Raw genomic sequence first — 24,361 nt, forward strand, 5'->3', positions numbered from 1 at the left:
CGCCGGATCTCCGATGTAAATCATCGCCGAAACCTATCGAGAAGTGTTTCGTCAACATCTCAACTCGGTCGGCTATCGGTCTGAGGTGTATCTTGAGCGCTCGAAATGATTTCGTGGGTGAGTTGCACCCGCGTGCCTATGCGGCTGTCGATCCGGTAGTATCTCGTAAGTTGAAAATCCTGCATGTCTTGTTCTCCTCCAGAGTGGCTGGATCGGAACGATACTGCGCAGACCTCGCCAACGGGCAGGCTGCTCTTGGACATGAGGTTCACGTTGCCGGACGATCGGGCTCGCCGATTGCTGGTCTGCTCTCGAAAGAGGTTGTTTTCCACGGCTTCGCAATCCCGTTTTTGCGGGGCCTGCGGCTGCGGCGGCTGGTGGACAGGACAGGGATCGAGATCGCGCACGGGCATCTCAGCCATGGCTGCAAGGCACTTGCCGCAGCGCCCGACAACGTCGCCAGGATCGCGACCCTGCATGTCGGCTACAAGGCCAGGCAGCATGCCTGCCTCGACGGGGTGATCTGCGTCAACACCGCCCAGTCGACGCGGCTCGGCACATTTGACGGCAAGTCGACGCTGATTTCCAACTGGCTGCCCGATGTCAAATCCGCCGAGAGCTTCGACCTGCGTACGCAGCTGAATTTGCCGCGCGAGACACGGCTCGTCGGCAGCGTCGGGCGCCTGCATCTCAGCAAGGGATATGATGTGCTGGTGTCGGCCTTCCGGCAGTCGGCACCCGGTAATGTCGCCCTCGTCATCGTCGGCGATGGGCCGCATCGCGCCGCGCTGGAAAAGCTCGCCAAGGGCGATAGCCGCATCCATCTGCTCGGCCATTGTAACAATGTGCCGGGGTTCTTGCGCAATCTGGATCTTTTCGTCTCGCCTTCGCGAGAGGAATCGGCGGGGCTTGCGATCCTCGAAGCCATGCATGAGGGGCTGCCGATCATCGCCACGGCGGCCGAAGGCCCGTCGGAATATCTGCGCGAGCATCCGGTGACGCTGGTCGTGCCCGGCTCTGTCGAGGGGCTCGCCGAGGCGCTTGCCGATGTGCTGCGGGAACAGCCTGTTGTCCGCCTGTCGCGCGTAGGCTACGACTTGGCTCCTTTCTCTCGTTCGGCAGGTATTGCGAATGTTCTCGATTTCTATTCCCGGGTTTCCCGCGGAGCCGCAGTTCAGGCTGCGCCCGACATCGATCAGCCGCGGTTGATCTATGCGTCTGAAGCCCAAGAGTGATTTCTGGCAGGTCGGCATCGTGCCCGCAGCCGCCGAGGCGCTGCTCGATGCCGAGACTTTGGCGGATTGTTCCGATCGCATCACATGGCTGCCCGATCCGGGGCCGTGGCGATATCTCGCCGATCCCTTCGCCGTGAAGAAGGGCGACAGCCTGCACGTCTTCGTGGAAGCCTATGACTACCACACGAAGCATGGCTTCATCGAGCGCCACGAACTGGTGGGGCCGGACCTGCAATGGCGCGGCCGGGCGGTGGTTCTCACCAAGCCCTTTCATCTCTCCTATCCCTTCCTCATCGAGCAGGATGGCGAGGTGCTGATGATGCCGGAAAGCCATAAGGCGGGGGAGGTCGCGCTGTACCGCGCCCGCTCGTTCCCCGATGGCTGGGTGCGGGAAACGGTGCTCCTGACCGACTTGCCCGCTGCCGAGGCCTGCCTGATTGAGCATCAGGGCAAGTGGTGGATGTTCTACACGCTCGTCGGCGCCGGCGCGCGTGACCAGCGCGAGCTGCATATCGCCTTTGCCGACAAGCTGACCGGCCCGTGGAAGATCCATCCGCAAAATCCGGTTCTGGTGGATCGCTCCGGCGCCCGGCCGGGCGGCACGCCCTTTGTCGGCGCCGACGGGCAGGTCATCCTGCCGGTTCAGGACTGCAGCGTCAGCTATGGCGGCGGTCTGCGCTTCCTGCGCTTCAGCCTGCTCAGCGAGACTCATGTGACCTGCGCGCATCTGCCGGTCCAATTGACGGGCGGTTTCGCCACTGCCGATTACCCCGATGGCCTGCACACATTTTCTGCCTGCGGAGACCTGACGCTGATCGATGTGAAGCGTATCGACAGATCCTTCGGCCGCCATATCGTCAACCTGAAACGCAAGCTGCTGCCGAAGCCCGCCTTATCGGCATTGGGGTGATATCGGCCGTTTTGCGCTCGCAATCTGCGTCGACCCGGGTGAAACTGGACCCCAGCGGATTCGATGCGGAGGAACGGTCGGGATGCCTTGCCGGCAAGAGCGACAATGGCCTGGAGATGAGCGATGACGAAGCCGATGCTGTCGTTGCAGCTCTATTCGATGCGCGGCCTTGGAGATCTCGGCACGCAGCTCGACAAGGCGGCGAGCGCCGGTTTTGGCGCTGTCGAGCCGCTCGAAGGGCATTTGCGTGACGCGAATAACCTTGAGGCCGGGCTTGTCAGGAATGGGCTAACGGCACCATCAGCCCATGTCGGGCTGGAGGCGCTGCGCAGCGAGCGGCAGCGCTTTGTCGATGCCTGCCAGCAATGCGGCATCGGGCAGCTCTTCGTTCCGCATCCGGCGCCCTCTGCGATGAAAGAAACGAAGGCGGCATGGCAGCGGATCGGCCATGAGTTGGGCGCGCTTGCGGAGCAGATGAAGGAAGCGGGCATCGTGCTTGGCTATCACAACAAGATGGCGGGCTTCGACCGTACCATTGGCGGGCGCTACGGGTTCGAGCTGATGTTCGATGCGGCCAAGGGCAGCCCGCTCACCTGGCAGGCGGATATTGCGTGGCTGGCGCGCGCCCAGCCGAATGCGGTCGAATGGATAAGGCGCTATGCCAATGTGCTGGTCTCGGTGCATGTGAAGGATCAGGCGCCCGATAATGTCGATCCGGAGGAAGGCGGCTGGGCCAATGTCGGCTCCGGCGTGCTCGTCTGGCCGTCGCTGTGGCAGGCGGCTGTCGCAAGCGGGGCGCGGCTCTTCGTCGTCGAGCACGACAATCCGCGGCTACCCTTCGAATTTGCGGCGCGCAGCTATGCCTATCTCAGCCGGTTTGTGACGTAGAACTGCTGGCCTTTGCTTGCCGCTGATCGCTGGAAATGTGGGGAAGGGATGCGGCCGGGAACAATCATCATCCCTGCTATGCCTTTAGATATGGCGCAGGGGGGACTTGCGGCAAGACCCTAGAGAGGGCGTAGAACGCTCAACCTGATCAACAGCATCAGGAGATGAGCATGCGTGTATTGCTATCCACATACGGATCACGGGGAGATGTGCAGCCATTGGCGGCGCTGGCGGTCGCCTTGCAGAGGCTCGGGGCCGAGGCGGTGATCTGCGCGCCGCCGGATGCGGAATTTGCCGGGCTGCTTGATCGGCTCGGCGTGCCGCTGGCGCCGGCCAATGCGCCCGTGCGGCAATGGGTGAGCGAGGTGATGAAGACCGCCGAGCGCAACACGCGGGAGCGTTCGGCCGACGGCATTTCGGAGCGGGCGGCCGGGATATTGGCGGGACAGTTCGAGGCGTTGTCGGTGGCTGCGGAAGGATGCGATCTCATCGTCGCGGCAGGGCTGTTTCCGGCGATGGCGGCGGCACAACTGGTGGCCGAGCGGGCCGGCATCGGCTATTTCGGGGCGACATTCTGCCCGATCTTCCTGCCGTCGCATCATCACAAGCCGCATGAATTCAAGGGTCGGCCGCATCCGCCCGGCGTGACCGACAACCGGGTGCTCTGGGGCTATGATATCGAAACGAAGAACGTGATCTTCGGCGGAGCCTACAATCGGCTGCGTGCATCGATGGGCATGGCGTTGGTGGACAATGTGCGCGATCCGGTTCTGACCCGCCGGCCGTTGCTTGCGGCCGATCCCGTGGTTGGGCCGCTGCTTGCGACGGATCTGATCGACGCGGTGCAGACGGGCGCCTGGATGCTCGATGACGACCGGCCGCTGCCGGCGGCGCTGGAGGCCTTTCTCGATGCCGGCGCACCGCCCGTCTATGTCGGTTTTGGCAGCATGCCGATGCATGCGCTGAAGGATGCTGCCGACGTGATCCTTGCGGCGATCCGTGCTCAGGGGCGGCGTGCCGTGCTGTCGCGCGGCTGGGCCGGGCTGGTGCCTGATGAGGGCGCAAGCGACTGCTTCGTCATCGACGAGGCCAATCATCAGGCGCTCTTTCCGCGGGTTGCGGCGATCGTCCATCATGGCGGGGCAGGGACTACAGCAGCGGCAAGCCGGGCGGGCGTGCCGCAGGTGGTCGTGGCGCAGATTGCCGACCAGCCCTATTGGGCGGGCCGCGTTGCAGCACTCGGCATCGGCGTGGCGCATGAGGGAACGATACCGACGCCTCAGACCTTTTCCGCCGCGCTTTCGGCGGCGCTGGAGCCTGATATGCGCCAGCGCGCCGCGACTGTCGCTCCCACGATCCGAACCGACGGGGCGATGGTGGCGGCAAGGCTGCTGCTTGCCTCGTCCGGCGCATAAACGGGGATCGCGGTCAATCGCGCGGCAGCCTTCCGAGCAGCAGCTGGTTTCCCGTGCGGTTGCCGCAACCGATGCATTTAAGGCGAGGGCCGATCCTGGCCAGCGATATGTCCTTGCCGTAGCGGTAGGCGAGCATGCGCCGGTCGATCCTCGTCTCGTGCTGGCAGGCCGGGCAGCGGGCATGGAGGACATACCATTGCGGCAGGGTGGCGAGCGTCTCCCTGTCGGTTGCGACCTCCTCATGGCTGGCGACGAGATCAATGCTGCGGCGGTGTTTCATGTCCGGTCAAAGGAGGACCTGTCGAAGGTGGGCCGCCAGCCGCGGGTCATGCCCCGGCTCATGGCGCCTTCGGCAAGTGCAAGCTGTTCGCGCAGGTGGCGGCAGTCCTGCAGAAGCGTGGCGATGGCGGCCTTGGCATCCTCGTCATGCCAGGAGAGCACTGCCTCGACCTCCCAGCTCAAATCTTCGTTTCCGATCACATCACCATCGGTTTTTGGGGCCAATTGCGGACGCATGTTCTCATTCTCCTTGCAGAGCATTTCAGTTCAGGATTGTCGGGATGGCGACCGCAGCGCCAGGAGTGTTCTTATTATGTTCTCATTCTGGCGGGAGTCAAGGGCTGTGGTCAGGGGCTGAGCGCGGAGAGGAGAATTGGATCGGGCGCGGTTTGCGGACATTACGTGATTGGGGCAAGATACGCTCCTCGGAACAAGCAGGGATGAAACGGTGCGCTGATGCTGATCGGCTCATGTCATTGCGGCAAGGCGGGCTGGACGCTGGAAGGCGATCCCGGCTCGATTACGGCGTGCAACTGCACGCTCTGCCGGCCGCTATGGAGCGCTCTGGGCCTATGATTACGAGGGCGAGCGGATCAACATGAATGGCGAGACCGGCTCCTATACGCGGACCGGCCGGGAGACGTCGTCGCTGGAAATATTGTTCTGCCCGACTTGCGCCTGCGTGCTCAGCTGGCGCGGCTTGAGGCTCAACAGGGATGGGCGCCGGCGCATGGCGGTCAATTTGCGGCTGGCGCCGCCGGATCTCGTTTCCGATCTGCCGATCGATCATTTCGACGGGCTGGAAACGTTTGACGACCTTCCGTCCAAAGGGCGGTGCGTGCGTGATCTCTGGTTCTGACGGACGCAAAACCGCTGCACAATTTTGCTGGAATTGCGCTAAACCAGTCCGTGACCTCCGATAAATAAGATCGCCGCGGACAGGATCAAAATCGCCGCGACCGCATGGACCCGGGAAAATCCATGTCCTCCATGCGTTGGAGCTTCTGCACCATAGCCGAGGCTACGATGGTCTTCTTCGAAGTTTGACAGCAAATCGCGCATTTCATGCCCCCCAAGTATCCAGCCCAAATATCTGTCAGGCCAAGGGTCAGCATGCGCTCGTTCTGATGATTTGGGCAGATCGCCAAAGGTTCAATCACCTTCCGGTGGATACTTTATCACCCAGCGGAAACGACCGGTGAAACCGGCCGTTTTGAGATATGCGGGTGCGCGTCCGTCCGCGGTACCGCCGCCACCGAGGGGTGTAGTAAGCATGCTGATCGATGATGCGGGCTCGTGAGGACCAAGACGCTGCTGTCAGCGGAGCAGTAAGTATAATTCTTTCGATGTCAGCCGTTTTATCCGTTCGTTCTATTTATTCACCTTTTTTACTGTGTAGTGGATAATAGTAAATTGTCTAATTTTGCGATAACGTTGAAAATACGGATCTTATTATGTGCTTACTTGTGCAGAATAAGTCCGAATTTTGGCTTTATAAAAACTGTTTTCGAAGGGAAGCTATGAGGATTTACTATCTCATCATTGCGCTTCAGCTTAGCCTACTGATGTGGGTTGCGGCCTATTATAGTGCTCAGGGATTTTATCTCACGCTGAATGCTTCGCACTCGCAGATTGTTGCCTTTGCTTCAACTGACATCGCAGCAATCCCTGGAAACGCCCGATGACGACGACGCCGCACAACACTACTATGAGAACGCTGCATTCCCTCTTGATCGTCTACCTTGGCCCGCCATTGATGGCAGCTGCGCTTCTTCTGTTCATGGTGTCATGGTTCAGTGACACGCCGTCCGACGCGCAGCAAAACACGGCGATCGGCGTGCGAAAAGGCGGCAGGATCGGCAGCCAGAGCGAGATGTTTCGCTGATCGGGGCGTCACGCCGTCATCGCCAACGAGAAAAAAATTGAGAAGGGCCGTCAAGTGGGGCCTGGCGACCCTTCTCCGGCTGGTAGGTGCAGCATCCAGCGGGGGCAAAATACAAGCAGCGGCTGTTTCCGATAGTGACTGCGGTCACAACATGGCAATATTTTCTAGCGGAAGCTGAACTAACCGGCTTCGCGTGCATTGCGGGCGCCGTCTCTGCCCTGATACTGGTCGACGAAGATACGGTTCTACACCTGCGTATGATAGAGAAAATCGTCTCCTGATCTATCTTCCTTCCGGCAGGCGCGGACTTCCATAACCACAGGAGATAGAGATGTCGGGATGTAAGCATGTTGCAGCCGTTCGATCCGTAGAGCCCAGGACGCTTGGCTGCGAGGAATGCCTGGAGGACGGACAGGAATGGGTCCATCTTCGGCTCTGCCGGGAATGCGGCCATGTCGGGTGCTGCGACCAGTCCATCGGAAAGCATGCGACGGCGCATTTCCATGCTACGGGACATCCCATTATCGAGGGCTATGATCCGCCTGAGGGCTGGGGCTGGTGCTATCTCGACGAGACGATGGTGGAACTGCCGGATCAGACGCCGCAACGCGGCCCGATCCCGCGCTATTATTGAGCGTGCCGCCATGAGCTCCGACAGCCTCGAAACCCGCCGTCACCAGATGTTTCCGGTGCTGAGTGCCGCACAAGTTCAAATGGCGACACGCTTTGCCAGCAGTGGCCCGCATTCCTTTGCTCCCGGCGAGATCGTGTCCCAGATCGGTGACAGGCATTCGCCCGCATGGTTGATCCTCTCCGGCCGCCTCGATGTCTTTAGGCACGACGGGCTGTCGATGCCGGAAGCGCTGATCACGAGCCATGGCACCGGGCAATTTTCGGGAGAGGTCAGTCAGCTCTCCGGACGGCCCGTGCTTGCAGGCGGACGTGCCGGGCCGGAAGGGTGTGTGGCGCTGGCATTCGATGCCGCGCATCTGAAGGCTCTCATCATAGGATCGGCCGATATCGGTGAGATCATCATGCGCGCCTATATCCTGCGGCGTGTGGAACTGATCAATTTCGGCGGCGCCGGTTCGGTTCTGATCGGCAATCCCGGAGAGCCCAATCTGGTTCGCCTGCAGGGCTTTCTGACCAGAAGCGGCTACCCTCATGTCGTCCTCGATGCGGCGTCGGACCACGAAGGCCGGGGCCTGGTGGAGAGGCTTGGGATACTGGCGAGCGAATTGCCGCTCATGGTCTGCCCCAACGGAACGGTACTCAAACATCCGACAGACGCTGAAGCTGCCTGCTGCCTCGGCATCACGCCGGAGCTCGATCCGGCAATCGTCTACGATGTGGCGATCGTCGGAGCAGGTCCATCGGGTCTGGCGGCTGCGGTCTACGCGGCATCGGAGGGGCTCAGCGTCATCGTCATCGACGCACGATCGATCGGCGGGCAGGCCGGCAGTTCCTCCCGCATCGAAAACTATCTCGGTTTTCCGACCGGAATTTCAGGCCAGGCGCTTGCGGGCCGCGCCTTCAATCAAGCGCTCAAATTCGGAGCGGAAATCGCCTTGCCGCTCGATGTCGACGAGCTGATTCCGGCCCCGGCCGGCAAACGCAAAACCGACCCCATGGTATTGCGGATTGGCGGAGACAGGGCAGTCAAGGCGCGAACCGTCGTCATCGCCTCAGGCGCCAGGTACCGCAGGCCTGATATTCCCGACATAGCGCGCTTCGAGGGCGCCGGCATTTCCTATTGGGCATCCGCAATCGAAGCGAAACTATGCGAAAACGACGATATTGCCCTGGTTGGCGGCGGCAATTCGGCCGGCCAGGCGATCGCATTCCTGGCGCCGCGGGTCCGGCGTCTCCACCTGGTGATCCGCCGAAGCCTGACCGAAACCATGTCCACCTATCTGATCGATCGCATTGCGGCACTGCCAAACGTGGAGATGCATCTCGGATGCGAGCTGACAGCGCTGTCGGAAGATCTGCATGGTCGCCTGGCGGCAACCATCACGGATCTCAGGGCGCAGTCCGGGAAGAACTACAATCTTCGCCGCGTCTTCATGTTCATCGGCGCCGACCCGAATACCGACTGGATCAAGTGCCGCATCAAGACGGATGACAGGGGGTTCATAAGGACCGGTACGACTTTCAGCCCTGATGTCGAAGAGGAGCTGGGAAGGCGCTCCCTGCAACTGGAAACCAGCCTGCCGAACGTCTTTGCGATCGGCGATGTCCGGGCCGGATCGACGAAGCGGGTTGCCGCAGCCGTCGGCGAGGGCGCTGCCGTCGTCAGCGATATTCACGCGGCGCTGAGACAGGTTGCGCTCATGAAATGATCTGCTGCCCGGGCGGTACCGTTGCAGGCAGCGGCTGGCGGGGAGAACGCCAATCCTTGCCTTGAACCAGGGTCCAGAAGCTCTCGGCAATGTCAGTCATGCGCGCCCGTGGTCTGATCAGCACGATCTTGACGTCGACCGCCCAATCCGCCGATCCGGCTGAGGTCAGTCTTCCATCAGGTCCCATCTCGTCGGCTGCCAGGCTCTCCGGTATCCAGGCGACACCTTTTCCTTCGATGGCGAGCGCCTTGAGCGCCATGGCCAGATGGGAGGTGAAGACTGTCGAGAGGTGCAGCTGATGTGTGTGGGCGGAGAGGGCGGACGAGAGGATGCGGCCCATGCCTGATGTTTCTTCGAAGGCGAGATGCGGGATTGTGCGATCCGTTGCCTCCGAGATGCTGTGGAGCGGTCGGCCATCCCGGTCCCGCCCGCTGACGGGGATCAGGCGGTCGGTCGCAAGCTCCACGTGCCTGTAGGCATTCCTGTCGAGACGGATCCTGCTGTTCTGGTGGTCGTGACAGAGCAGGAATTGGGCACGGCCTTCCGTCATGATCCGCTCGCACTCGTTCATATTGTCCGAGAGGAGGCGGATCGGCATCGTCGATGCCTCGTGGCCCAGAGCTTGTATCCAGCCGGGGAAGAATATGAAGGAGAGGGCGTGGGTGGCGGCGAAGGTCACGGTCGAGGTCGCGGCACGCATCTGCTCGAGATCACTGATAACGCGCTCCAGCCGTGCGGCGATATCGTTTGCCGCCTCCAGCATGGCTTCGCCCGCAGGGGTCAGCTTCAACCTGTGCGTCGAGCGATCGACGAGCTCGGACCCGCACCAGCCCTCGAGAGACTTGATGCGGCGTCCGAAAGCCGGCTGCGTGATGTGGCGCTTCTCTGCTGCTCTCGAAAAATTCAGCGTTTCGGCAAGAGCCTGGAGATCAGCGAGCCAGGCGGTTTCCACGATGGTTCATCCGTTTTTCTGATGCCTAGGAAGCATTGACTGAACGGCATCGTTCCGACGATTTCAAGCAAATTCATGGATACTTCGAAAAATTTACAGTGCCGATTCGGCATTAAAGGAACCCGGATCGGCATTGGACGGTGAGGGCGGATTTCGCTTAAATCGTTCCTATGCGAGGGCAACGGCCCTCAGATCCGGACTGGGAGACTGCCATGCGTATCATCGATGTCCGCGAAGTGACGAAGCCGATCGCGTCGCCGATCCGCAACGCCTATATCGACTTCAGCAAGATGACGGCGAGCCTGGTGGCCGTCGTCACCGATGTCGTGAGAGACGGGCGGCGCGTGGTTGGCTACGGCTTCAACTCCAATGGCCGTTATGGCCAGGGCGGCCTTATCCGCGAACGCTTCAGGGATCGTATTCTGGAAGCGGCGCCGGAAAGCCTCGTGAATGATGCCGGCACCAATCTCGATCCGCACAGGATCTGGGCGGCGATGATGAAGAATGAAAAGCCCGGCGGCCACGGCGAGCGTTCGGTCGCGGTTGGCACGATCGACATGGCGGTGTGGGATGCCGTTGCCAAGATCGAGGGCAAGCCGCTCTTCCGGCTGCTGGCGGATATGAAGGGCAGGGAGGCTGACCCGAAGGTCTTCGTCTATGCGGCCGGTGGGTACTACTATCCCGGCAAGGACAACAGTGCCTTGCGCAAGGAGATGCACGGCTATCTCGACCGCGGCTACACCGTGGTCAAGATGAAGATCGGCGGTGCTTCGATCGAGGAAGACCGCGGCCGCATCGAATCTGTGCTGGAAGAGATCGGTTCTGAGGCGCAGCTTGCCGTCGATGCGAACGGCCGCTTCGATCTGGAGACCGGCATCGCCTATGCCAAGATGCTGCGCGACTATCCGCTCTTCTGGTACGAGGAAATCGGCGACCCGCTCGATTATGCACTGCAGGCGGCCATCTCCGAATTCTACGATGCGTCGATGGCAACCGGCGAGAACCTCTTCTCGCATCAGGACGCCCGCAACCTGCTGCGCTATGGCGGCATGCGTGCGGATCGCGATTACCTGCAGTTCGATTGCGCGCTGTCCTACGGGCTTGTCGAATATCTGCGCACACTCGACGTGCTGCGGCAGTTCGGCTGGTCGCCCTCGCGCTGCATTCCGCATGGCGGTCACCAGATGTCGCTCAATATCGCGGCTGGTCTCGGCCTTGGTGGCAATGAGAGCTATCCCGATCTCTTCCAGCCCTATGGCGGATTCCCCGACGGCGTTCAGGTGATCGACGGCCACATCACCATGCCGGAGCTGCCCGGCATCGGCTTCGAGGGCAAGTCAGACCTCATCAAGATCATGCGGGAACTGGCGGAGTAAAAGGGCAGGCCGGCGATTGCCTGACAAGGCTAAGCTTCAGGCATCGGAATCTTTGCAGCATCTAGATAAGTGCAGAACATGAGCGTCAGTTGCGTCCGCAATCCGCCGTCGATGAGAAGTTCTGACATATCCCGCTCGAAGACGTTGCGGACGGTGCCGCAGAGCACGTTCAGCATCATCACGTTGACCGTAGAGAGATTGGCGAATTTCGCATCCGAGGCGGTGGCGAACATGGCTTGGCTCGCCGCTTCGATGCGCTGTGACATGGCCTCGACGATCTCGGCGACGTCCACTTCGGCGGCGGCGCGGTAGAGGGCGATCGTGACGTCGCGGCGCTCGATCTTGACCTCGATATAGGTGCTGACGAGCGCATCGGCCATCTCGGCATACCGCGCGCCGCGATGGTCGAGGCAGGCCGCTTCCACGCGTTCTGCCAGCATCGTCAGGTAGCGCTCGTTGACGGCGTGGAACAGGGCCTGCTTGTTCGGGAAATACTGGTATAGGGAGCCGACGGAGACACCGGCTCTTTCCGCGACACGGGTGGTCGTCAGATCACCCGGCCCGTCGGATATCAAAACCTGAATCGTCGCTTCGAAAATTGCCTCGACAGTGTTCACCGACCGCGCCTGACGCGGTGATTTGCGGGCATTTGCAGCTGATGTCTGGGCGGAAACCGTATGCGAATTCAAAACCTGAAGAATCCTTCTTATTTTCAATCTGCTCGCAACGAACAGGATTTTCAAGGATCTTCAGATGACAGACAGCTCCAGCCGCATCGCGCTCGTGACCGGCGCGAACAAGGGTATCGGATATGAAATCGCCAGACAGCTCGCCCAGGCCGGCGTGACTGTTCTGCTCGGCGCGCGTGATGCGGAGCGCGGGCAATCGGCGGCCGAGGAACTGGTCTCGCAGGGGCTTGATGTGTCGTTCATCCGGATCGATGTCTGTGACACCGGGAGCATCGCTGCCGCCGCTGCCGAGATCGATGCGGGGCATGGCCGCCTCGATATTCTCGTCAACAATGCCGGCATTGCCGACTATACCGACGGCGCTCCCGGCAAGGCTTCGCTGGAGGCTGTGCGCCGCGAGCTGGAGACCAATTTCATCGGCGCGCTCGCGGTAACGCAGGCGATGCTGCCGCTCTTGCGCAGGGCCGGGGCAGGGCGCATCGTCAACATGACCAGCAGCCTCGGCTCCCTGACGCTGAACGGCGATCCAAGCTGGCCGTTCTATGGCGTTCGCCTTATCGGCTACAATGCCTCGAAGGCGGCGCTGAACATGCTGACGGTCCAGCTCAATGCCGAGCTCAGCGATACCGGGATCACCGCCGTATCGGCTTGCCCCGGCCTCGTCGCCACCGATCTCAGCGGCCACCGCGGCGATCGCACGCCCTCGGAGGCTGCGGCTTTTCCGGTGCGAATGGCTTTGCTTCAAGGGCGCGACCTCAAAGGCATTTGCCAGAGCGAGCAGGGCGCTATCCCCTGGTGATGGCCTTCTCATTGGCAATTGACGGAAAGCGTGTCCGCCACAGACGCATTGTGTGAGCAAGTTCAGAGGGATAGAAATACATACATAGGTGGTGGCCGGCTCTCGTCAGTCGAGGCACAAGGTCAAATGCGGAGGTTCCGTCGCCGATCAGGATCGCAGGAGGCGAGTTTCGGATGGTGATGTCTTATCGGCAGGCAGTGGCTGCCGCCGAAGATCTGGTACGAACCGAGCCGCGGATCGTGTTCATGATGTGCGGTTTGGCAGGTTCCGGCAAGACGACCTTTGCACAGCGGCTGGAGGCGCTCGGATGTGAGCGTTTCTCGATCGACGAAGAGGTCTGGCGGCATGACGGGCGTTTTGGCGTCGATTATCCGGAGGCTGCCTATGCCGATCTGCAGGCCGCCGCGGAAACGCGGCTGAGGCTCCGCCTTGAAGACCAGCTCATGCGCGGCACGAAGGCAGTGATCGATTTTGCCTTCTGGAATGGGGCGGCTCGCACCCGCTACCGTGGGCTTGTCGAAGCCCGTGATCACCGGTGCCGCGTCATTTATCTTCAGGTGGAGGAGGCGATTTTGCGCGGTCGTTTGAGAGAACGCTCAGCACGACGTGATGCAAATGCCGCGTTTCCGATAACGGACGAGCTGCTCGCGAAATATGTCCAAGGCTTTGATATTCCGAGCGAAGAGGAGGCATGGATCGTGCAGGCGACATTCGATTGAGAAAGTTTCCCTGCGAGGGCGCGACGAAAGCCACGCCCTCGGGAGGGTCAGGCGTCGATCGCGGCCGCGGCACTGGCGACAAAGTCTGCGACCGCTTCGGGCTGCGACAGCATGGGGACGTGGCCGCTTTGCAGGACAAGCGTCTCGCCCTTCATGTGCGCGGCGGAATCGCATTCCACGGCCGGCGGGATCGTTTCGTCTTTGGCCGCAACGAGGTACCAAGAGGGCTTGGAACGCCATGCGGCCCGGCTGATCTTGTCGCCAACGCTTGCACGGCATGCCGATAGCGACAGCAACGGATATTGCTCAGCCGATGCCATAAGCAATAGGGGGTGCAGAGACGCGATTGGCGGCCTGCCTGTCTGCGATAGCTCTAGCAGCCATGAAAGTCCAACACACGTCACCCCAATTCCAGGTGACGGCTTCATGGCGTTTTTCGCCGAAGATAACAGGCGCTGTAACGTAGAATTGTTGCGCAGTAGCCGGAGCGTGCAGAGACAAAAGGAAGATTGTTCGTATAACGTGACGCGATTTTCTTCGCTATTTTATTTTCTGATTTTAGAAAAGTCTCTAATTTCGATATATAATATTTATTATATGAGAATAATCGAAGAACGTGCTATGATTTCTTTTTCTATCTATGAATTTGACTTTCGGCCGGCACCCATCGAACAGGCGGGGAACCTGCTGCAGAAGCGCGGATCATAACGTTCGTGCCGTCGACCCCCAGGGGCAATGGCCGCAAAGACAGCGTCTCGGCCAGGCGCGGATAAAAAAATGATTGGCGAGATAGATATGCAATCGGCACGATATGGAAATAAGGATCTGAGGTTCGCAAGGCTCCACGCCGTGAAGGCGGAGCAGCGCATCACCGGCCAGGAAATCGTCGTTAAAAGGCTGCGGCTGACGGGGAGGCCGCTGGATGTCGAAAATGCGCTGTTGGGCAGGCTGTACGATCGCAAGAGACGGGTTATCTACCACTTGAAGCGTATCGAAGATTCCCTTGATGTGACATCGCAATCCGAAGTGACACCGTAATCTGGGATCAATGCCGGTGCGGCTGATCGGCCATATTGTCATGGTCCGGTGCCGGCCGGTGCATTCGACGGGAGAATATCATGTCGGCCGGCACTGTTGCTGAAATCTCCGACGAGGCAATCGGTTCCGGCGCGAACAGATACCTCGGCAAACCGTTCGAGCTCTTAACCGAGCGCGAACGGGCAGTCTTCCGGCGACTGATCTCCCGGCACGCGATTGCCCATGATTCCAATCAGTCCTTCGATGCAAAGCTGACACCGTCGCAGCGGCTGGCGGACAAGGTGGCGGAATTCGGCGGTTCGTGGACCTTCATCATCCTCTTCGGGATCGCCCTTGCAGTATGGGTCGCCGGCAATCTGCTGGCCGCGACGCGCGCCTTCGATCCCTATCCCTTCATCTTCCTCAATCTCATCCTTTCCATGCTGGCGGCCGTGCAGGCGCCGGTCATCATGATGAGCCAGAATAGGCATGCCGCCAAAGACCGAGTGGATGCCGCGCACGACTACGAGGTCAATTTGAAGGCTGAGATCGAAATCATGGCGCTGCATGACAAGCTCGACGAGCTCAGAAATACCGATCTGAAATCGCTCGTCGCCCAGCAGCAGGAGCAGATCGCACTTCTGACGAAATTGATGCTCGGCCCGCCGGGTCAGCAACGGCAGGACCTTTAAAGTACCGGAGGCTAGCATGCAGCTGCGAGAAATGACCGATAATGCCTGCATCGAGTTTCTGGCGAACCACATGTTTGGCCATCTCGGGTGCAGCGGTGAGCAATATCCCTATATCGTTCCCATTCACTACGCCTATGAAGGACGCCGGCTGTTCATGTTTTCCATGCCTGGCCTGAAGATCGACCGTCTCAGGGCAAACCCCCTGGCCAGTTTCCATGCCGAAGAGCTCGGCCAGGACAGAAAGTGGAAAAGCGTCCTTGTTCACGGTCGTTTCGAGGAGCTGACGGATACCCCCGCGCGCCGAAATGAACGCATCCATGCATGGTCGCTTCTGGAAAAGCGTGCCTTCTGGTGGGAGCCTGGATCTTTCAATTTCGACGGCGATACGGATGAGCCTGTGGACGGGCCGATCTTCTTCAGCCTTTCGATCGAGGTGCTTTCGGGACGGCAGACGATCTGACGGTCCCGCGCGGCATGTTTCGCCTGCGGGCCGGGGACGCCCCGGCAGCCAAGCCGGATCGATAACCCATCAGCCATCAACATCTGACAAGGCGAACAGCGGTTCGGGCCGAACGCACAGATGCGATTGACGGAGCGCAAAATTGCGGTTAGCTCTTACGCCCATGAAAATCGCAATGGTTCTCGTCGTGGTGATATCGCGCATGGGCAGGACGGTGTAACCGTCCGGCATCAGCCACCCATGCGCCGAACACAAGGTCCCTGACGGGGCCTTTTTTTATGCCCCGTCGCACCCCCAATCACCTCTTCAACGACGGAACATTGCTATGACCGGCGATAAGGCTAGCTTTACCCAAAATTCTCCCGAGACTTCCGCGAATACTCCCTCTGGCCGCCTGATGAACGGCGGCGAAATCGTTCTGCAGGCGCTGCGCGACAATGGCGTCGAGCACATTTTCGGCTATCCCGGCGCTGCCGTGCTGCCGATCTATGACGAGATCTTTCAGCAGGACGAGATCAAGCATCTGCTCGTGCGCCACGAGCAGGGGGCCGGCCATGCCGCCGAAGGTTACGCCCGCTCGACCGGCAAGGTCGGCGTCATGCTGGTGACCTCAGGACCAGGTGTCACCAATGCGGTGACGGCGCTGCAGGATGCGCTGATGGATTCCATTCCGCTCGTCTGCCTGACCGGCCAGGTGCCGACGACGCTGATCGGCACGGATGCCTTTCAGGAATGCGATACGGTTGGTATCACGCGGCCCTGCACCAAGCATAATTTCCTCGTCGATCACATTGATGATCTGGCTAAGACGATCCATCTCGCTTTCAGGATCGCCACATCGGGCCGGCCGGGGCCGGTTCTGGTCGATATGCCCAAGGACGTGCTGTTTGCGAGCGGGCTTTATGTCGGCCCGAAGGAGATATCGGTGCCGGCACGCTACGAGCCGCGGACGGGCGGCGATCGCGAGGCGATCGCGGCTGCGGTCAGGCTGATGGCGCAGGCGAAGCGGCCGGTCCTCTATACCGGCGGCGGCATCATCAATTCCGGGCCGGAGGCCTCGCGCCTGCTGCGGGAGCTGGTGGAGCTGACGGGCTTTCCCATCACCTCGACGCTGATGGGGCTTGGCGCCTATCCCGCGTCAGGGCCGAACTGGCTGAAAATGCCGGGCATGCATGGCTCCTATGAAGCTAATATGGCGATGCATGATTGCGACCTGATGGTTGCGATCGGGGCGCGTTTCGACGATCGCGTAACCTCGCGCGTCGACCGCTTTTCGCCGGGCTCGAAAAAGATCCATATCGATATCGATCCATCCTCGATCAACAAGAATGTATCAGTCGATATCGGCATCACGGGCGATGCGGCGGCGGTGCTCTCGGAGATGATCGAAGCCTGGCGGGCGCTTCCCGCCGTACCAGAGCGGAAGCGGATGGATGCGTGGTGGACCGAGATCGGGCAGTGGCGGGGGCGAAAATCCTTTGCCTATGAGAGGCGCCGGGACGAGATCATGCCGCAATATGCACTGGAGCGGCTGCATGCGCTGACCACCGATCTCGACCCGATCGTGACGACCGATGTCGGTCAGCATCAGATGTGGGCGGCGCAACTCTTCGGCATCGAGGGGCCGAACCGATGGCTCACTTCTGGCGGGCTCGGCACGATGGGATACGGGTTGCCGGCGGCCATCGGCGCGCAGATTGCCCATCCCGGGCGGCTGGTTCTCGGCATTGTCGGCGATGGCTCGGTGCAGATGACGCTGAAGGAGCTTTCGGCGGCGATGCAGCATCAGGCGCCGGTCAAGATCTTCATCTTGAACAATGCGCAGCTCGGCATGATCCGGCAATGGCAGCAGATCCTGCACGGCAATCGGCGAGATCGATCCTATTCCGCCTCGCTGCCGGATTTCGTCAAGCTGGCGGAAGCCTATGGCGCGGTGGGCTTGCGCTGCGAGAGGCCGGATGAGCTGGATGCGAAGATCAGGGAAATGATCACCATCGACCGGCCTGTCCTGTTCGACTGCCGTGTCGCGGCGCTCGAAAACGTCTATCCCATGGTTCGCAGCGGCCGGCCGCATAATGACATGCTGTTTGGCGAGGATGTGCGTGCGGCGGAAGCGGAGGGCGAATTCGGCTTCAGCCAGGGGCTCGTCTGATCGTCTGCAATGGATTGGCCGGTGTCGCAGGATACCGGCCAATGCAACGAGATGAGGTGGCCTATATCCATTACTTGTCGAGGCTCTTCGCAGGCGCGACGCTTATCCGGACAAGTTTCAAATAGGGTATCGAGACCAGTGCGCCTATGAAAACGTGCATCAGCACGACCGCCACCGCGGCTTTTTCATCGGGAAAATTGAATGCGGCGATCGCCATTGCGACACCGGGATGCCGCGTGCCTGTCGCGAGCGCCAGAACGACGCGATCATGCGTGTGCGGCCCACCCAGGACGTGGCCGACCAGCAGGCCAAAGGCGGTGAAGAGGGCAAGGAACAGAAGGAGTCCCCTGCCGACGAGCACCCAGACCGCAGGCAGCGTCACGAAAAGAACGGGCAGGGCGGCCAGAATGAGAAGGACCGTTCCTGATATCGCGACCGGTTGGGCGATCCTGGCGGCGATGGTGGGCGCGAGGCGCTCGACCAGCATGCCGAGCACGAGCGGCACGATGACGGATATGAGGACGATGGGCACGACGCGCGTCGCGGGCATCCGGTAGTCTGCGTGAAAGACGATGTCTGCCAATGCGATGGCGAGTGGAACGAGGAGGACGGCCAGAAAGGAGGCCGTTACGCACAGGCTGATCGCGTAAGAGGATGTCCCGTCCGCTCGTTTCTGCTTCCACGTCAGGATTGGCGGAACCGGGGCCATGGCAAGTCCGAGGAGCGCGATCTGGAGCGGCGGGGGCAGCGGAAAGAGATAGGCGGCTGCGAGGGTAAAACCGAGCATGACGATATTCATCGACAGGATGGATTTGAACAACAGCATGGGGCGGGCCAGCAGATACGCGATGTCTTTGAGCGTCGCCCGCAGCCCAAGTGCAAAGACGATCGAGAACAGGCTGGCCCTCAGAGCGAGCATGATCCATTCCGCAAGTGTCATTGCTGCCCCCGCTGGCCGGTTTATCATGCGCTTGCCGATGCGCCTGGCTGTTATGGGGCGATCGGTAGGGAAAAATGGCGCAGGGCGGAAGTACGTTACAGTAAATACCCGATATCTCAGATGCTGCCGTTATCAGCTATCGAACAAAGGCGGTTTTGCACCGATACCGCTTGCCGCGGTACCTGCGCGAAAGCGGAGCGCTCACCCGTTCAATCACGCCCGGCAGGTGCTCCTAGCGGATAGAGGTGGCGGTAGGGGCGCGCTTCATCGAGTGCGCGGGCATAGCTCGGGCGCTGGAGCAGGCGGGCGCGATAGGCGCGGACATTCTCAAAATGCTCGGGGATCGGATGCGCCCAGTCGGCATAGAGCAAGGCCGGGGCGGCCGAGCAATCGGCGAGGCTGAAGGTTTCGCTGGCCACCCACTGCCTGCCCTTCATATGCGCGTCGAGAATGCCATAGGCGGTTTCGAGCGCGTGGCGCCAGCGGACATAGCCGTCATCGGGCTCGACCTCCCGGCCGAGCGCGGCATTGACCATGCGCTGCTGGGGATATTGCAGGTAGTTATCGAAGAAGCGGTCCCACATGCGCACCTTGATGGCCGTTGCCGCATCCTTGGGGATCAGCGGTTGGTCGCCGGGGCTGAGCGCGTCGATATATTCGATGATGCTTGTTGCTTCGAAAATGAAGTCGCCGCCATGCTCAAGGATCGGAAACCGCTTGATCGGCCACTTTGCCGAAAACTCCGAGGTGATCGGCTCGCTTCCGTCAAGAAGCCTCACCTCGAAGGCCAGGTCCTTCTCGTAGAAGGCGGTCTTCGCCTTCTGGGAGTAAGAGGAGAGCGGGTGCAGGTAGATCACCAGCGACATGGCGGCGGACATGGGCAAGCCTCACTTCGAGAGCACGACATGCGCGGCCAGTTCCGTCATCTCGTGGGATTTGACGGAGAAGCCGAGCGCCGGCAGGTCGATGCCTTCGAACATGGCTTCGCCCTTGCCGAGGACGACGGGGGAAATGGCGAAATGCATCTCGTCGAGCAGCCCTGCCTGCAGATATTGCCGGACAGTGCTGACGCCGCCGCCGATCTTGACGTCCTTGTCGCCGGCTGCGGCCTTGGCCTTTTCAAGCGCTTCCTCGATGCCGCCCGTGATGAAATGGAAGGTGGTGCCGCCGTCCATGACGATGGGCTCGCGGGCGTAGTGGGTTAGGATGAAGGTGGGCGCGTGATAGGGCGGGTTCGGACCCCACCAGCCTTTCCACTCTTCGTCAGGCCATTCGCCCCTGATCGGGCCGAACATATTGCGGCCGAGGATGAAAGCGCCGAAGCCCGCCATGCCTGCCGCACCATACTCGTCATCAACGCCAGTCGTGCCGTCGTCCTTGCCGATCATGGTGCGGAAGGTGCGGGTGGGGAAGAACCATTGGTGCACCGCCATGCCGCCTTTGCCGAGGGGATTTTCAAGGCTCTGGTCAGGACCGGCGCCGAAACCATCGATAGAAAGGGAAAATGCAGCAACACGTACACGTGTCATGTCAGCCTCCATCTGATTGCATTTTGAAATCGGTTGAGTTGTTGCATAACCGATCCTATGATGCAACTGGTTTTTCCCACGGAGTTGGATATGAATATCGAAATGCGGTCGGGCTGCCCGATCAACCTGACGATGGAGGTGCTGGGCGATCGGTGGAGCCTTGTCATCATCAGGGATATCATGTTCGGCAATCGCCGTCACTTTCGCGAGCTCTTGACGCAGTCGGAGGAGGGTATCGCCTCCAATATTCTGGCGGCACGTCTCAAGCGGCTGATGTCCTACCGGCTGATCACCAAGCTCGATGATCCCTCCCACAGCCAGAAGTCGATCTACAGCCTGACGGAAGCCTCGATCCAACTCGTGCCGATGTTTGCGATGATCGGCGCCTGGGGGCGCAGGCATCTGCCGGTCAGCGAGGATCTCAGCATTCGCGCCGAACTCTTGGAAGAGGGCGGCCAGCCGCTCTGGGACGAGTTCATGGAGGATCTCAGAAGGATCCATATCCAGGACCCGATCGGCGGGGCGAACGGATCAGTCAAATCGCCGGTTCTGGCGCGACTGACGGCGGCCTTTCTGGAGGTGCGCGCCAAGATGAATGCGGCAGGATAGGTTTCCGTCCACGAGGTTCAGGATGATTTTGCCGGCCAGGTGGACAGCGCCTGATCGGCAACGGCGTTCAGCATGTCGCGGCTGAAACCGGCTTTGGCCTGTACCGCCATGCCGTGGGTCATCGCCATCACGAATGCCGCAAGGGCTTCCGTATTGGCCGTTTCCGGCAAATCGCCTTCTGCCTTCGCCTGCTCGAAGCGCTCATGAAGCTGTGCCTGGCCAGCAGCGCGGAAGTCGATCAGCGCCTGTCGCACGGGTTCGGTTTCGTCCGATCCCGCCACGGCGCCATTGATGCCGAGACAGCCCGTATGATTGGGAAAACGCGTATTGAGGTCGACCGCATTGTAGAGGATGTGGGCTGCGACCTGGCGCGAGGTGGGGAGCTTGAGCGCTTCCGGAAGATAATCCAGATATCGCTCGGAATAGCGATCCAGCGCCCGCCGGAAGAGCGCTTCCTTGTTGCCGAAGGCGGAATAGAGGGCGGGTCTCTCGACGCCGGCAGCCTCTGTCAGGTCAGCATAGGACGCTCCCTCGTAGCCCTTGCGCCAGAAAACGCATAGCGCCGCATCGAGCACTTTCTCCATGTCAAATTCGCGATGGCGTCCCATCAGATCAACTCGCCAATTTCATAATGATCGTTATTAAACCACTTGACAGGCTTTGTCTACATTTCATACCAATCATTACAGTAACGATCGTTACGAAAAAGGCGCGGCCGCTCGATGAGGGCAGGCAGCGCCCGATAGTGTGTAGAAAGGATTTCCATGTCGAATATTCTGAAGGGAAAGGTTGCGCTCGTGACCGGTGGTTCTCGTGGGCTCGGTGCCGCTACGGCGGAGGCGTTTGCCGACAAGGGTGCTGATGTTGCGATCAGCTATGTGGCTTCCGCCGAGAAGGCCGAGGCGGTGGTGGAGAAGCTCAGGGCGAGGGGTGTTCGAGCGCTGGCGATCAAGAGCGACCAGGCCGACATGGCGGCGGCCAAACCGCTGGTCGACAAGGTGATCGCCTATTTCGGCAAGCTCGACATTCTCGTCAACAATGCGGCGATCGCCGTGCAGGGCAAGACGGTCGACAATCCCGATTTGGATACGGTCAATCTCGATCGCCAGTGGCAGATCAATGTGATGGGCGCAGTGGCGACAACGCGTGCGGCAGCACCCGTGCTGTCGGATGGCGGGCGGATCATCTTCATCGGCTCGCTGCTCGGCACGCATGTGCCGTTTGCCGGCGCTGCCGACTACTCGGGAACGAAAGCGGCCATCGTCGGATATGCGAAAGGCGTTGCCCGCGATCTCGGTGGACGCAACATCACGGTCAACGTCGTTCAGCCTGGCGTGATGCCGACAGACATGTCTGCCGAAGTGCTGGGTGATGGCGTGCCCGACGCGCTGATGAACCTGCACACGATCCGCCGTATCGCGACGCTTGAGGAAGTGTCCGCGCTCATCTGCCATCTGGCGGGACCGCATGGAGGCTACATGACCGGCAGCGTGATCGATGTGGCCGGTGGCCTGGCAATCTGACGCCTGGCAGGCGTCGAATATCGAAACTCCGAGATCAACCATTGAAGGACAAGACATGACCAAAAGCTTTGGCGCAAAATCGACCGCCGACGAAGTGCTTTCCGGCGTCGATCTCACGGGAAAGCGGTTTCTCGTCACCGGTGTCTCATCGGGCATCGGGCTCGAAACGGCGCGCTCGCTCGTGTCCCATGGCGCAAGCGTCGTCGGAACGGTCAGGGACCTCGCCAGGAGCGAGCCCGCCGCTGCGCCTGTTCGGGAGGCAGCAAAGCAGGGCGGCGGCAGTCTGGAACTGATCGGGCTCGATCTGGCATCCCTGAAAAGTGTTCGGGCCGCGGCGGACAGGCTGCTTGCCGATGGCCGGCGCTTCGATGCCGTCATCGCCAATGCCGGGGTTATGGCAACCCCATTCGGCCGGACGGTCGACGGTTTCGAAATGCAGTTCGGGACCAACCATCTCGGCCATTTCGCGCTGATCGTCGGCATCGAGCCGTTGCTTGCCGACAATGGGCGGCTGGTGGTGCTGTCGTCGCAGGCGCATCGCGTTGCCGATGTCGATCTCGACGATCCGAATTTCGAAGCGCAGGAGTACCAGCCCTTCGTCGCCTATGGGCGGTCGAAGACGGCCAATGCTCTCTTTGCTGTGGAATTCGACCGGCGGCACCGGGGTCGCGGCATCCGGGCTGCGTCGGTGATGCCTGGCAACAGCATCACGGATCTTCCCCGGCATTTCTCGCCGGAGGCATTGCAAGGTCTTCTGGAGACCGTCGGCAAGGCGCGCGCCGAGGCGGGGCTTCCGCCTGCGGAACTGAAAGAAATTCCGCAGGCGGCGGCAACATCCGTCTGGGCGGCTGTTGTGGCCGACAGGGATGAGATCGGCGGGCGTTATCTCGAAGATTGCGCAGTTGCGCCGATCAACGACGCCGAGAGCCCGTTTGCCGACGGTGTCAGGTCCTATGCGCTGGATACCGACAAGGCACGGCAGCTCTGGGTGAAAAGCGAGGCCTTGATCGGCGCCTTGGTTTAAGCCGCCAGGCTGTCGTAATCCATCGCATCGAGATCGGCGATCAGGCCGGGACCTGTCGGATTCCATCCAAGGGTCCGGCGGGTCTTTTCGCTGGAGGCCGGGAAGTCGAGGCCGGCGAACATTGCCATCCATCCGAAATGCTCCGCCGCCTTTTCCGGCGTGACCGAGACGACTGGCAGCTTCAGGCCGCGGCCGAGAGCTTCGGCGATCTCGCGCATGGTCACACCTTCCTCGTCGACGGCATTGTAGCGGGCGCCGGGTTCAGCACGTTCGATGGCCAGCCGGTAGAGCAGGGCGACGTCCAGCAGGTGGCCGGCGGGGAAGCGGTTGCGGCCTTCGCCGACATAGGCGGAAACGCCCTTTGCCTTTGATATTTCGATGAGTGGCGAGACGAGGCCCTGCTTGAACGTGTTATGGACTTGGGGAAGGCGCATGACGGATACGTTGACGCCGGCATCCAGAAGTGCGTTGCCGGCAAGTTCGGAAGCGATGCGCGGGTTCGGATGCTCGATATTGAAGACATCCTCGCTCGCGAGCTCTCCGAGATGGGCATTGCCGATGCCGGTGCCCGAGGTGATGAGCAGCGGGCGGTTCGAGCCCTTGAGAGCCTCGCCCATTGCGGCAATGACGCGGCTGTCCTTCTGGCAATTCTCGACGAAACGCGAAAAATCATGGTCGAAGGCCGTGTGGATGACGGCATCGGCCTTTTCGGCGCCGCGCTGGACGCTTTCGGGCTCTTCCAGCGTCCCCTTGTGAACGTCGAGACCTGCCTCTTCGAGCGCTTTTGCGCCGGCATCCGAGCGGGTCATACCAACAACATGATGGCCTGCCTTCAGGAGTTCGGGGATGATCGCCGAGCCGATGAAGCCGGTGGCGCCGGTGAGGAAAATACGCATGCGGTGTCTCCTTCTTGCTAGGGAGCCCAA

At 60.9% G+C, this 24,361-nt stretch carries 27 protein-coding genes and 1 pseudogene; 18 read left to right on the forward strand and 10 right to left on the reverse strand.

Annotation, left to right across the window (positions count from 1 at the left end):
* Positions 1–92 precede the first annotated feature (92 nt).
* The 4 genes from ACR9ZQ_RS11085 (at position 93) to ACR9ZQ_RS11100 (ending at position 4,448) form a co-directional block, all read left to right on the forward strand.
* A complete protein-coding gene (locus tag ACR9ZQ_RS11085) occupies positions 93–1,235 on the forward strand; it encodes a glycosyltransferase family 4 protein (protein WP_481427788.1) in 1,143 nt (380 codons plus the stop codon).
* Complete coding sequence (locus tag ACR9ZQ_RS11090) at positions 1,213–2,145, forward strand: glucosamine inositolphosphorylceramide transferase family protein (protein WP_481427789.1); 933 nt, start codon at positions 1,213–1,215, stop codon at positions 2,143–2,145. Before ACR9ZQ_RS11085 ends, ACR9ZQ_RS11090 begins: the two co-directional genes overlap by 23 nt.
* Positions 2,146–2,268: 123 nt before the next feature.
* Complete coding sequence (locus ACR9ZQ_RS11095) at positions 2,269–3,033, forward strand: sugar phosphate isomerase/epimerase family protein (RefSeq protein ID WP_310387238.1); 765 nt, start codon at positions 2,269–2,271, stop codon at positions 3,031–3,033.
* A gap of 170 nt (positions 3,034–3,203) precedes the next feature.
* Positions 3,204–4,448, forward strand: coding sequence for a glycosyltransferase (locus tag ACR9ZQ_RS11100; protein WP_481427790.1), 1,245 nt, complete (start codon positions 3,204–3,206; stop codon positions 4,446–4,448).
* A 13-nt stretch (positions 4,449–4,461) separates the two neighbouring features.
* Here ACR9ZQ_RS11100 and ACR9ZQ_RS11105 read toward each other — a convergent pair whose 3' ends face one another.
* Together ACR9ZQ_RS11105 and ACR9ZQ_RS11110 are read right to left on the reverse strand one after the other, a co-directional pair.
* Positions 4,462–4,728, reverse strand: coding sequence for a hypothetical protein (locus ACR9ZQ_RS11105; RefSeq protein ID WP_007818286.1), 267 nt, complete (start codon positions 4,726–4,728; stop codon positions 4,462–4,464).
* Positions 4,725–4,964, reverse strand: a complete 240-nt coding sequence (locus ACR9ZQ_RS11110) for a hypothetical protein (protein ID WP_113321377.1) — start codon at positions 4,962–4,964, stop codon at positions 4,725–4,727. Before ACR9ZQ_RS11110 ends, ACR9ZQ_RS11105 begins: the two co-directional genes overlap by 4 nt.
* Positions 4,965–5,183: 219 nt before the next feature.
* On the opposite strand from ACR9ZQ_RS11110, the pseudogene ACR9ZQ_RS11115 reads away from it, so the two are divergent.
* The 4 genes and pseudogenes from ACR9ZQ_RS11115 to ACR9ZQ_RS11130 all read left to right on the forward strand — a co-directional run bounded on the left by ACR9ZQ_RS11115 (position 5,184) and on the right by ACR9ZQ_RS11130 (position 8,954).
* A pseudogene (locus ACR9ZQ_RS11115) lies at positions 5,184–5,586 on the forward strand (GFA family protein).
* An 822-nt stretch (positions 5,587–6,408) separates the two neighbouring features.
* Entirely contained in the window at positions 6,409–6,612 is a 204-nt protein-coding gene (locus ACR9ZQ_RS11120) for a hypothetical protein (RefSeq protein WP_481427791.1), read from the forward strand.
* A 331-nt stretch (positions 6,613–6,943) separates the two neighbouring features.
* A complete protein-coding gene (locus ACR9ZQ_RS11125) occupies positions 6,944–7,246 on the forward strand; it encodes a UBP-type zinc finger domain-containing protein (protein WP_310387228.1) in 303 nt (100 codons plus the stop codon).
* Between the two features lie 10 nt (positions 7,247–7,256).
* Entirely contained in the window at positions 7,257–8,954 is a 1,698-nt protein-coding gene (locus tag ACR9ZQ_RS11130; RefSeq protein ID WP_481427792.1) for an FAD-dependent oxidoreductase, read from the forward strand.
* Here the strand turns inward: ACR9ZQ_RS11130 and ACR9ZQ_RS11135 are convergent.
* The gene (locus ACR9ZQ_RS11135; protein ID WP_481427793.1) at positions 8,944–9,906 is read right to left on the reverse strand and encodes a LysR substrate-binding domain-containing protein; all 963 of its coding nucleotides are present in this window, start codon (positions 9,904–9,906) and stop codon (positions 8,944–8,946) included. The two genes, ACR9ZQ_RS11130 and ACR9ZQ_RS11135, sit on opposite strands and share 11 nt — an antisense overlap.
* 212 nt (positions 9,907–10,118) lie before the next feature.
* Here ACR9ZQ_RS11135 and ACR9ZQ_RS11140 point away from each other — a divergent pair, with 212 nt between their 5' ends.
* The gene (locus ACR9ZQ_RS11140) at positions 10,119–11,282 is read left to right on the forward strand and encodes a mandelate racemase/muconate lactonizing enzyme family protein (protein ID WP_481427794.1); all 1,164 of its coding nucleotides are present in this window, start codon (positions 10,119–10,121) and stop codon (positions 11,280–11,282) included.
* A gap of 29 nt (positions 11,283–11,311) precedes the next feature.
* On the opposite strand, the gene ACR9ZQ_RS11145 is transcribed toward ACR9ZQ_RS11140, so the two are convergent.
* On the reverse strand, positions 11,312–11,899 hold the full coding sequence (locus ACR9ZQ_RS11145; RefSeq protein WP_481427795.1) for a TetR/AcrR family transcriptional regulator: 588 nt from the start codon (positions 11,897–11,899) through the stop codon (positions 11,312–11,314).
* A gap of 136 nt (positions 11,900–12,035) precedes the next feature.
* Between ACR9ZQ_RS11145 and ACR9ZQ_RS11150 the strand changes: the two genes are divergently transcribed.
* Entirely contained in the window at positions 12,036–12,770 is a 735-nt protein-coding gene (locus tag ACR9ZQ_RS11150) for an SDR family oxidoreductase (RefSeq protein WP_310387218.1), read from the forward strand.
* A 173-nt stretch (positions 12,771–12,943) separates the two neighbouring features.
* Positions 12,944–13,489, forward strand: coding sequence for a P-loop nucleotide/nucleoside kinase family protein (locus ACR9ZQ_RS11155; RefSeq protein WP_310387216.1), 546 nt, complete (start codon positions 12,944–12,946; stop codon positions 13,487–13,489).
* Positions 13,490–13,536: 47 nt separating this feature from the next.
* On the opposite strand, the gene ACR9ZQ_RS11160 is transcribed toward ACR9ZQ_RS11155, so the two are convergent.
* Positions 13,537–13,785 carry an alpha/beta fold hydrolase gene (locus ACR9ZQ_RS11160; RefSeq protein WP_477920712.1) on the reverse strand — a complete coding sequence of 83 codons (249 nt, stop codon included), beginning with the start codon at positions 13,783–13,785 and terminating at the stop codon, positions 13,537–13,539.
* A 439-nt stretch (positions 13,786–14,224) separates the two neighbouring features.
* On the opposite strand from ACR9ZQ_RS11160, the gene ACR9ZQ_RS11165 reads away from it, so the two are divergent.
* The 4 genes from ACR9ZQ_RS11165 (at position 14,225) to ACR9ZQ_RS11180 (ending at position 17,810) form a co-directional block, all read left to right on the forward strand.
* A complete protein-coding gene (locus ACR9ZQ_RS11165; protein ID WP_310387213.1) occupies positions 14,225–14,527 on the forward strand; it encodes a hypothetical protein in 303 nt (100 codons plus the stop codon).
* Positions 14,528–14,607: 80 nt separating this feature from the next.
* A complete protein-coding gene (locus tag ACR9ZQ_RS11170) occupies positions 14,608–15,198 on the forward strand; it encodes a DUF1003 domain-containing protein (RefSeq protein WP_439015722.1) in 591 nt (196 codons plus the stop codon).
* Between the two features lie 16 nt (positions 15,199–15,214).
* Positions 15,215–15,658 (forward strand): pyridoxamine 5'-phosphate oxidase family protein, encoded by a 444-nt coding sequence (locus ACR9ZQ_RS11175; RefSeq protein ID WP_310387209.1) that lies wholly within the window; start codon positions 15,215–15,217, stop codon positions 15,656–15,658.
* A gap of 397 nt (positions 15,659–16,055) precedes the next feature.
* Positions 16,056–17,810 (forward strand): acetolactate synthase 3 large subunit, encoded by a 1,755-nt coding sequence (locus ACR9ZQ_RS11180; protein ID WP_481429294.1) that lies wholly within the window; start codon positions 16,056–16,058, stop codon positions 17,808–17,810.
* A 70-nt stretch (positions 17,811–17,880) separates the two neighbouring features.
* Here ACR9ZQ_RS11180 and ACR9ZQ_RS11185 read toward each other — a convergent pair whose 3' ends face one another.
* The 3 genes from ACR9ZQ_RS11185 to ACR9ZQ_RS11195 all read right to left on the reverse strand — a co-directional run bounded on the left by ACR9ZQ_RS11185 (position 17,881) and on the right by ACR9ZQ_RS11195 (position 20,279).
* Positions 17,881–18,750 carry a Na+-dependent transporter gene (locus ACR9ZQ_RS11185; protein ID WP_481427796.1) on the reverse strand — a complete coding sequence of 290 codons (870 nt, stop codon included), beginning with the start codon at positions 18,748–18,750 and terminating at the stop codon, positions 17,881–17,883.
* A 209-nt stretch (positions 18,751–18,959) separates the two neighbouring features.
* Positions 18,960–19,616, reverse strand: a complete 657-nt coding sequence (locus tag ACR9ZQ_RS11190; RefSeq protein WP_481429295.1) for a glutathione S-transferase family protein — start codon at positions 19,614–19,616, stop codon at positions 18,960–18,962.
* A 21-nt stretch (positions 19,617–19,637) separates the two neighbouring features.
* Entirely contained in the window at positions 19,638–20,279 is a 642-nt protein-coding gene (locus ACR9ZQ_RS11195; protein ID WP_481427797.1) for a dihydrofolate reductase family protein, read from the reverse strand.
* Between the two features lie 90 nt (positions 20,280–20,369).
* Between ACR9ZQ_RS11195 and ACR9ZQ_RS11200 the strand changes: the two genes are divergently transcribed.
* Complete coding sequence (locus ACR9ZQ_RS11200) at positions 20,370–20,888, forward strand: winged helix-turn-helix transcriptional regulator (protein WP_481427798.1); 519 nt, start codon at positions 20,370–20,372, stop codon at positions 20,886–20,888.
* A 17-nt stretch (positions 20,889–20,905) separates the two neighbouring features.
* Here ACR9ZQ_RS11200 and ACR9ZQ_RS11205 read toward each other — a convergent pair whose 3' ends face one another.
* Positions 20,906–21,496 carry a TetR/AcrR family transcriptional regulator gene (locus tag ACR9ZQ_RS11205; RefSeq protein ID WP_481427799.1) on the reverse strand — a complete coding sequence of 197 codons (591 nt, stop codon included), beginning with the start codon at positions 21,494–21,496 and terminating at the stop codon, positions 20,906–20,908.
* A 156-nt stretch (positions 21,497–21,652) separates the two neighbouring features.
* On the opposite strand from ACR9ZQ_RS11205, the gene ACR9ZQ_RS11210 reads away from it, so the two are divergent.
* The gene (locus tag ACR9ZQ_RS11210; RefSeq protein ID WP_481427800.1) at positions 21,653–22,411 is read left to right on the forward strand and encodes an SDR family NAD(P)-dependent oxidoreductase; all 759 of its coding nucleotides are present in this window, start codon (positions 21,653–21,655) and stop codon (positions 22,409–22,411) included.
* A 55-nt stretch (positions 22,412–22,466) separates the two neighbouring features.
* Positions 22,467–23,435: an SDR family NAD(P)-dependent oxidoreductase gene (locus ACR9ZQ_RS11215; RefSeq protein ID WP_481427801.1), complete on the forward strand. Its 969-nt coding sequence runs from the start codon at positions 22,467–22,469 to the stop codon at positions 23,433–23,435.
* Here the strand turns inward: ACR9ZQ_RS11215 and ACR9ZQ_RS11220 are convergent.
* On the reverse strand, positions 23,432–24,331 hold the full coding sequence (locus ACR9ZQ_RS11220) for an SDR family oxidoreductase (protein ID WP_481427802.1): 900 nt from the start codon (positions 24,329–24,331) through the stop codon (positions 23,432–23,434). The two genes, ACR9ZQ_RS11215 and ACR9ZQ_RS11220, sit on opposite strands and share 4 nt — an antisense overlap.
* Positions 24,332–24,361 lie beyond the last annotated feature (30 nt).

Source organism: Rhizobium sp. KNZ14-9A, from assembly GCF_056755015.1.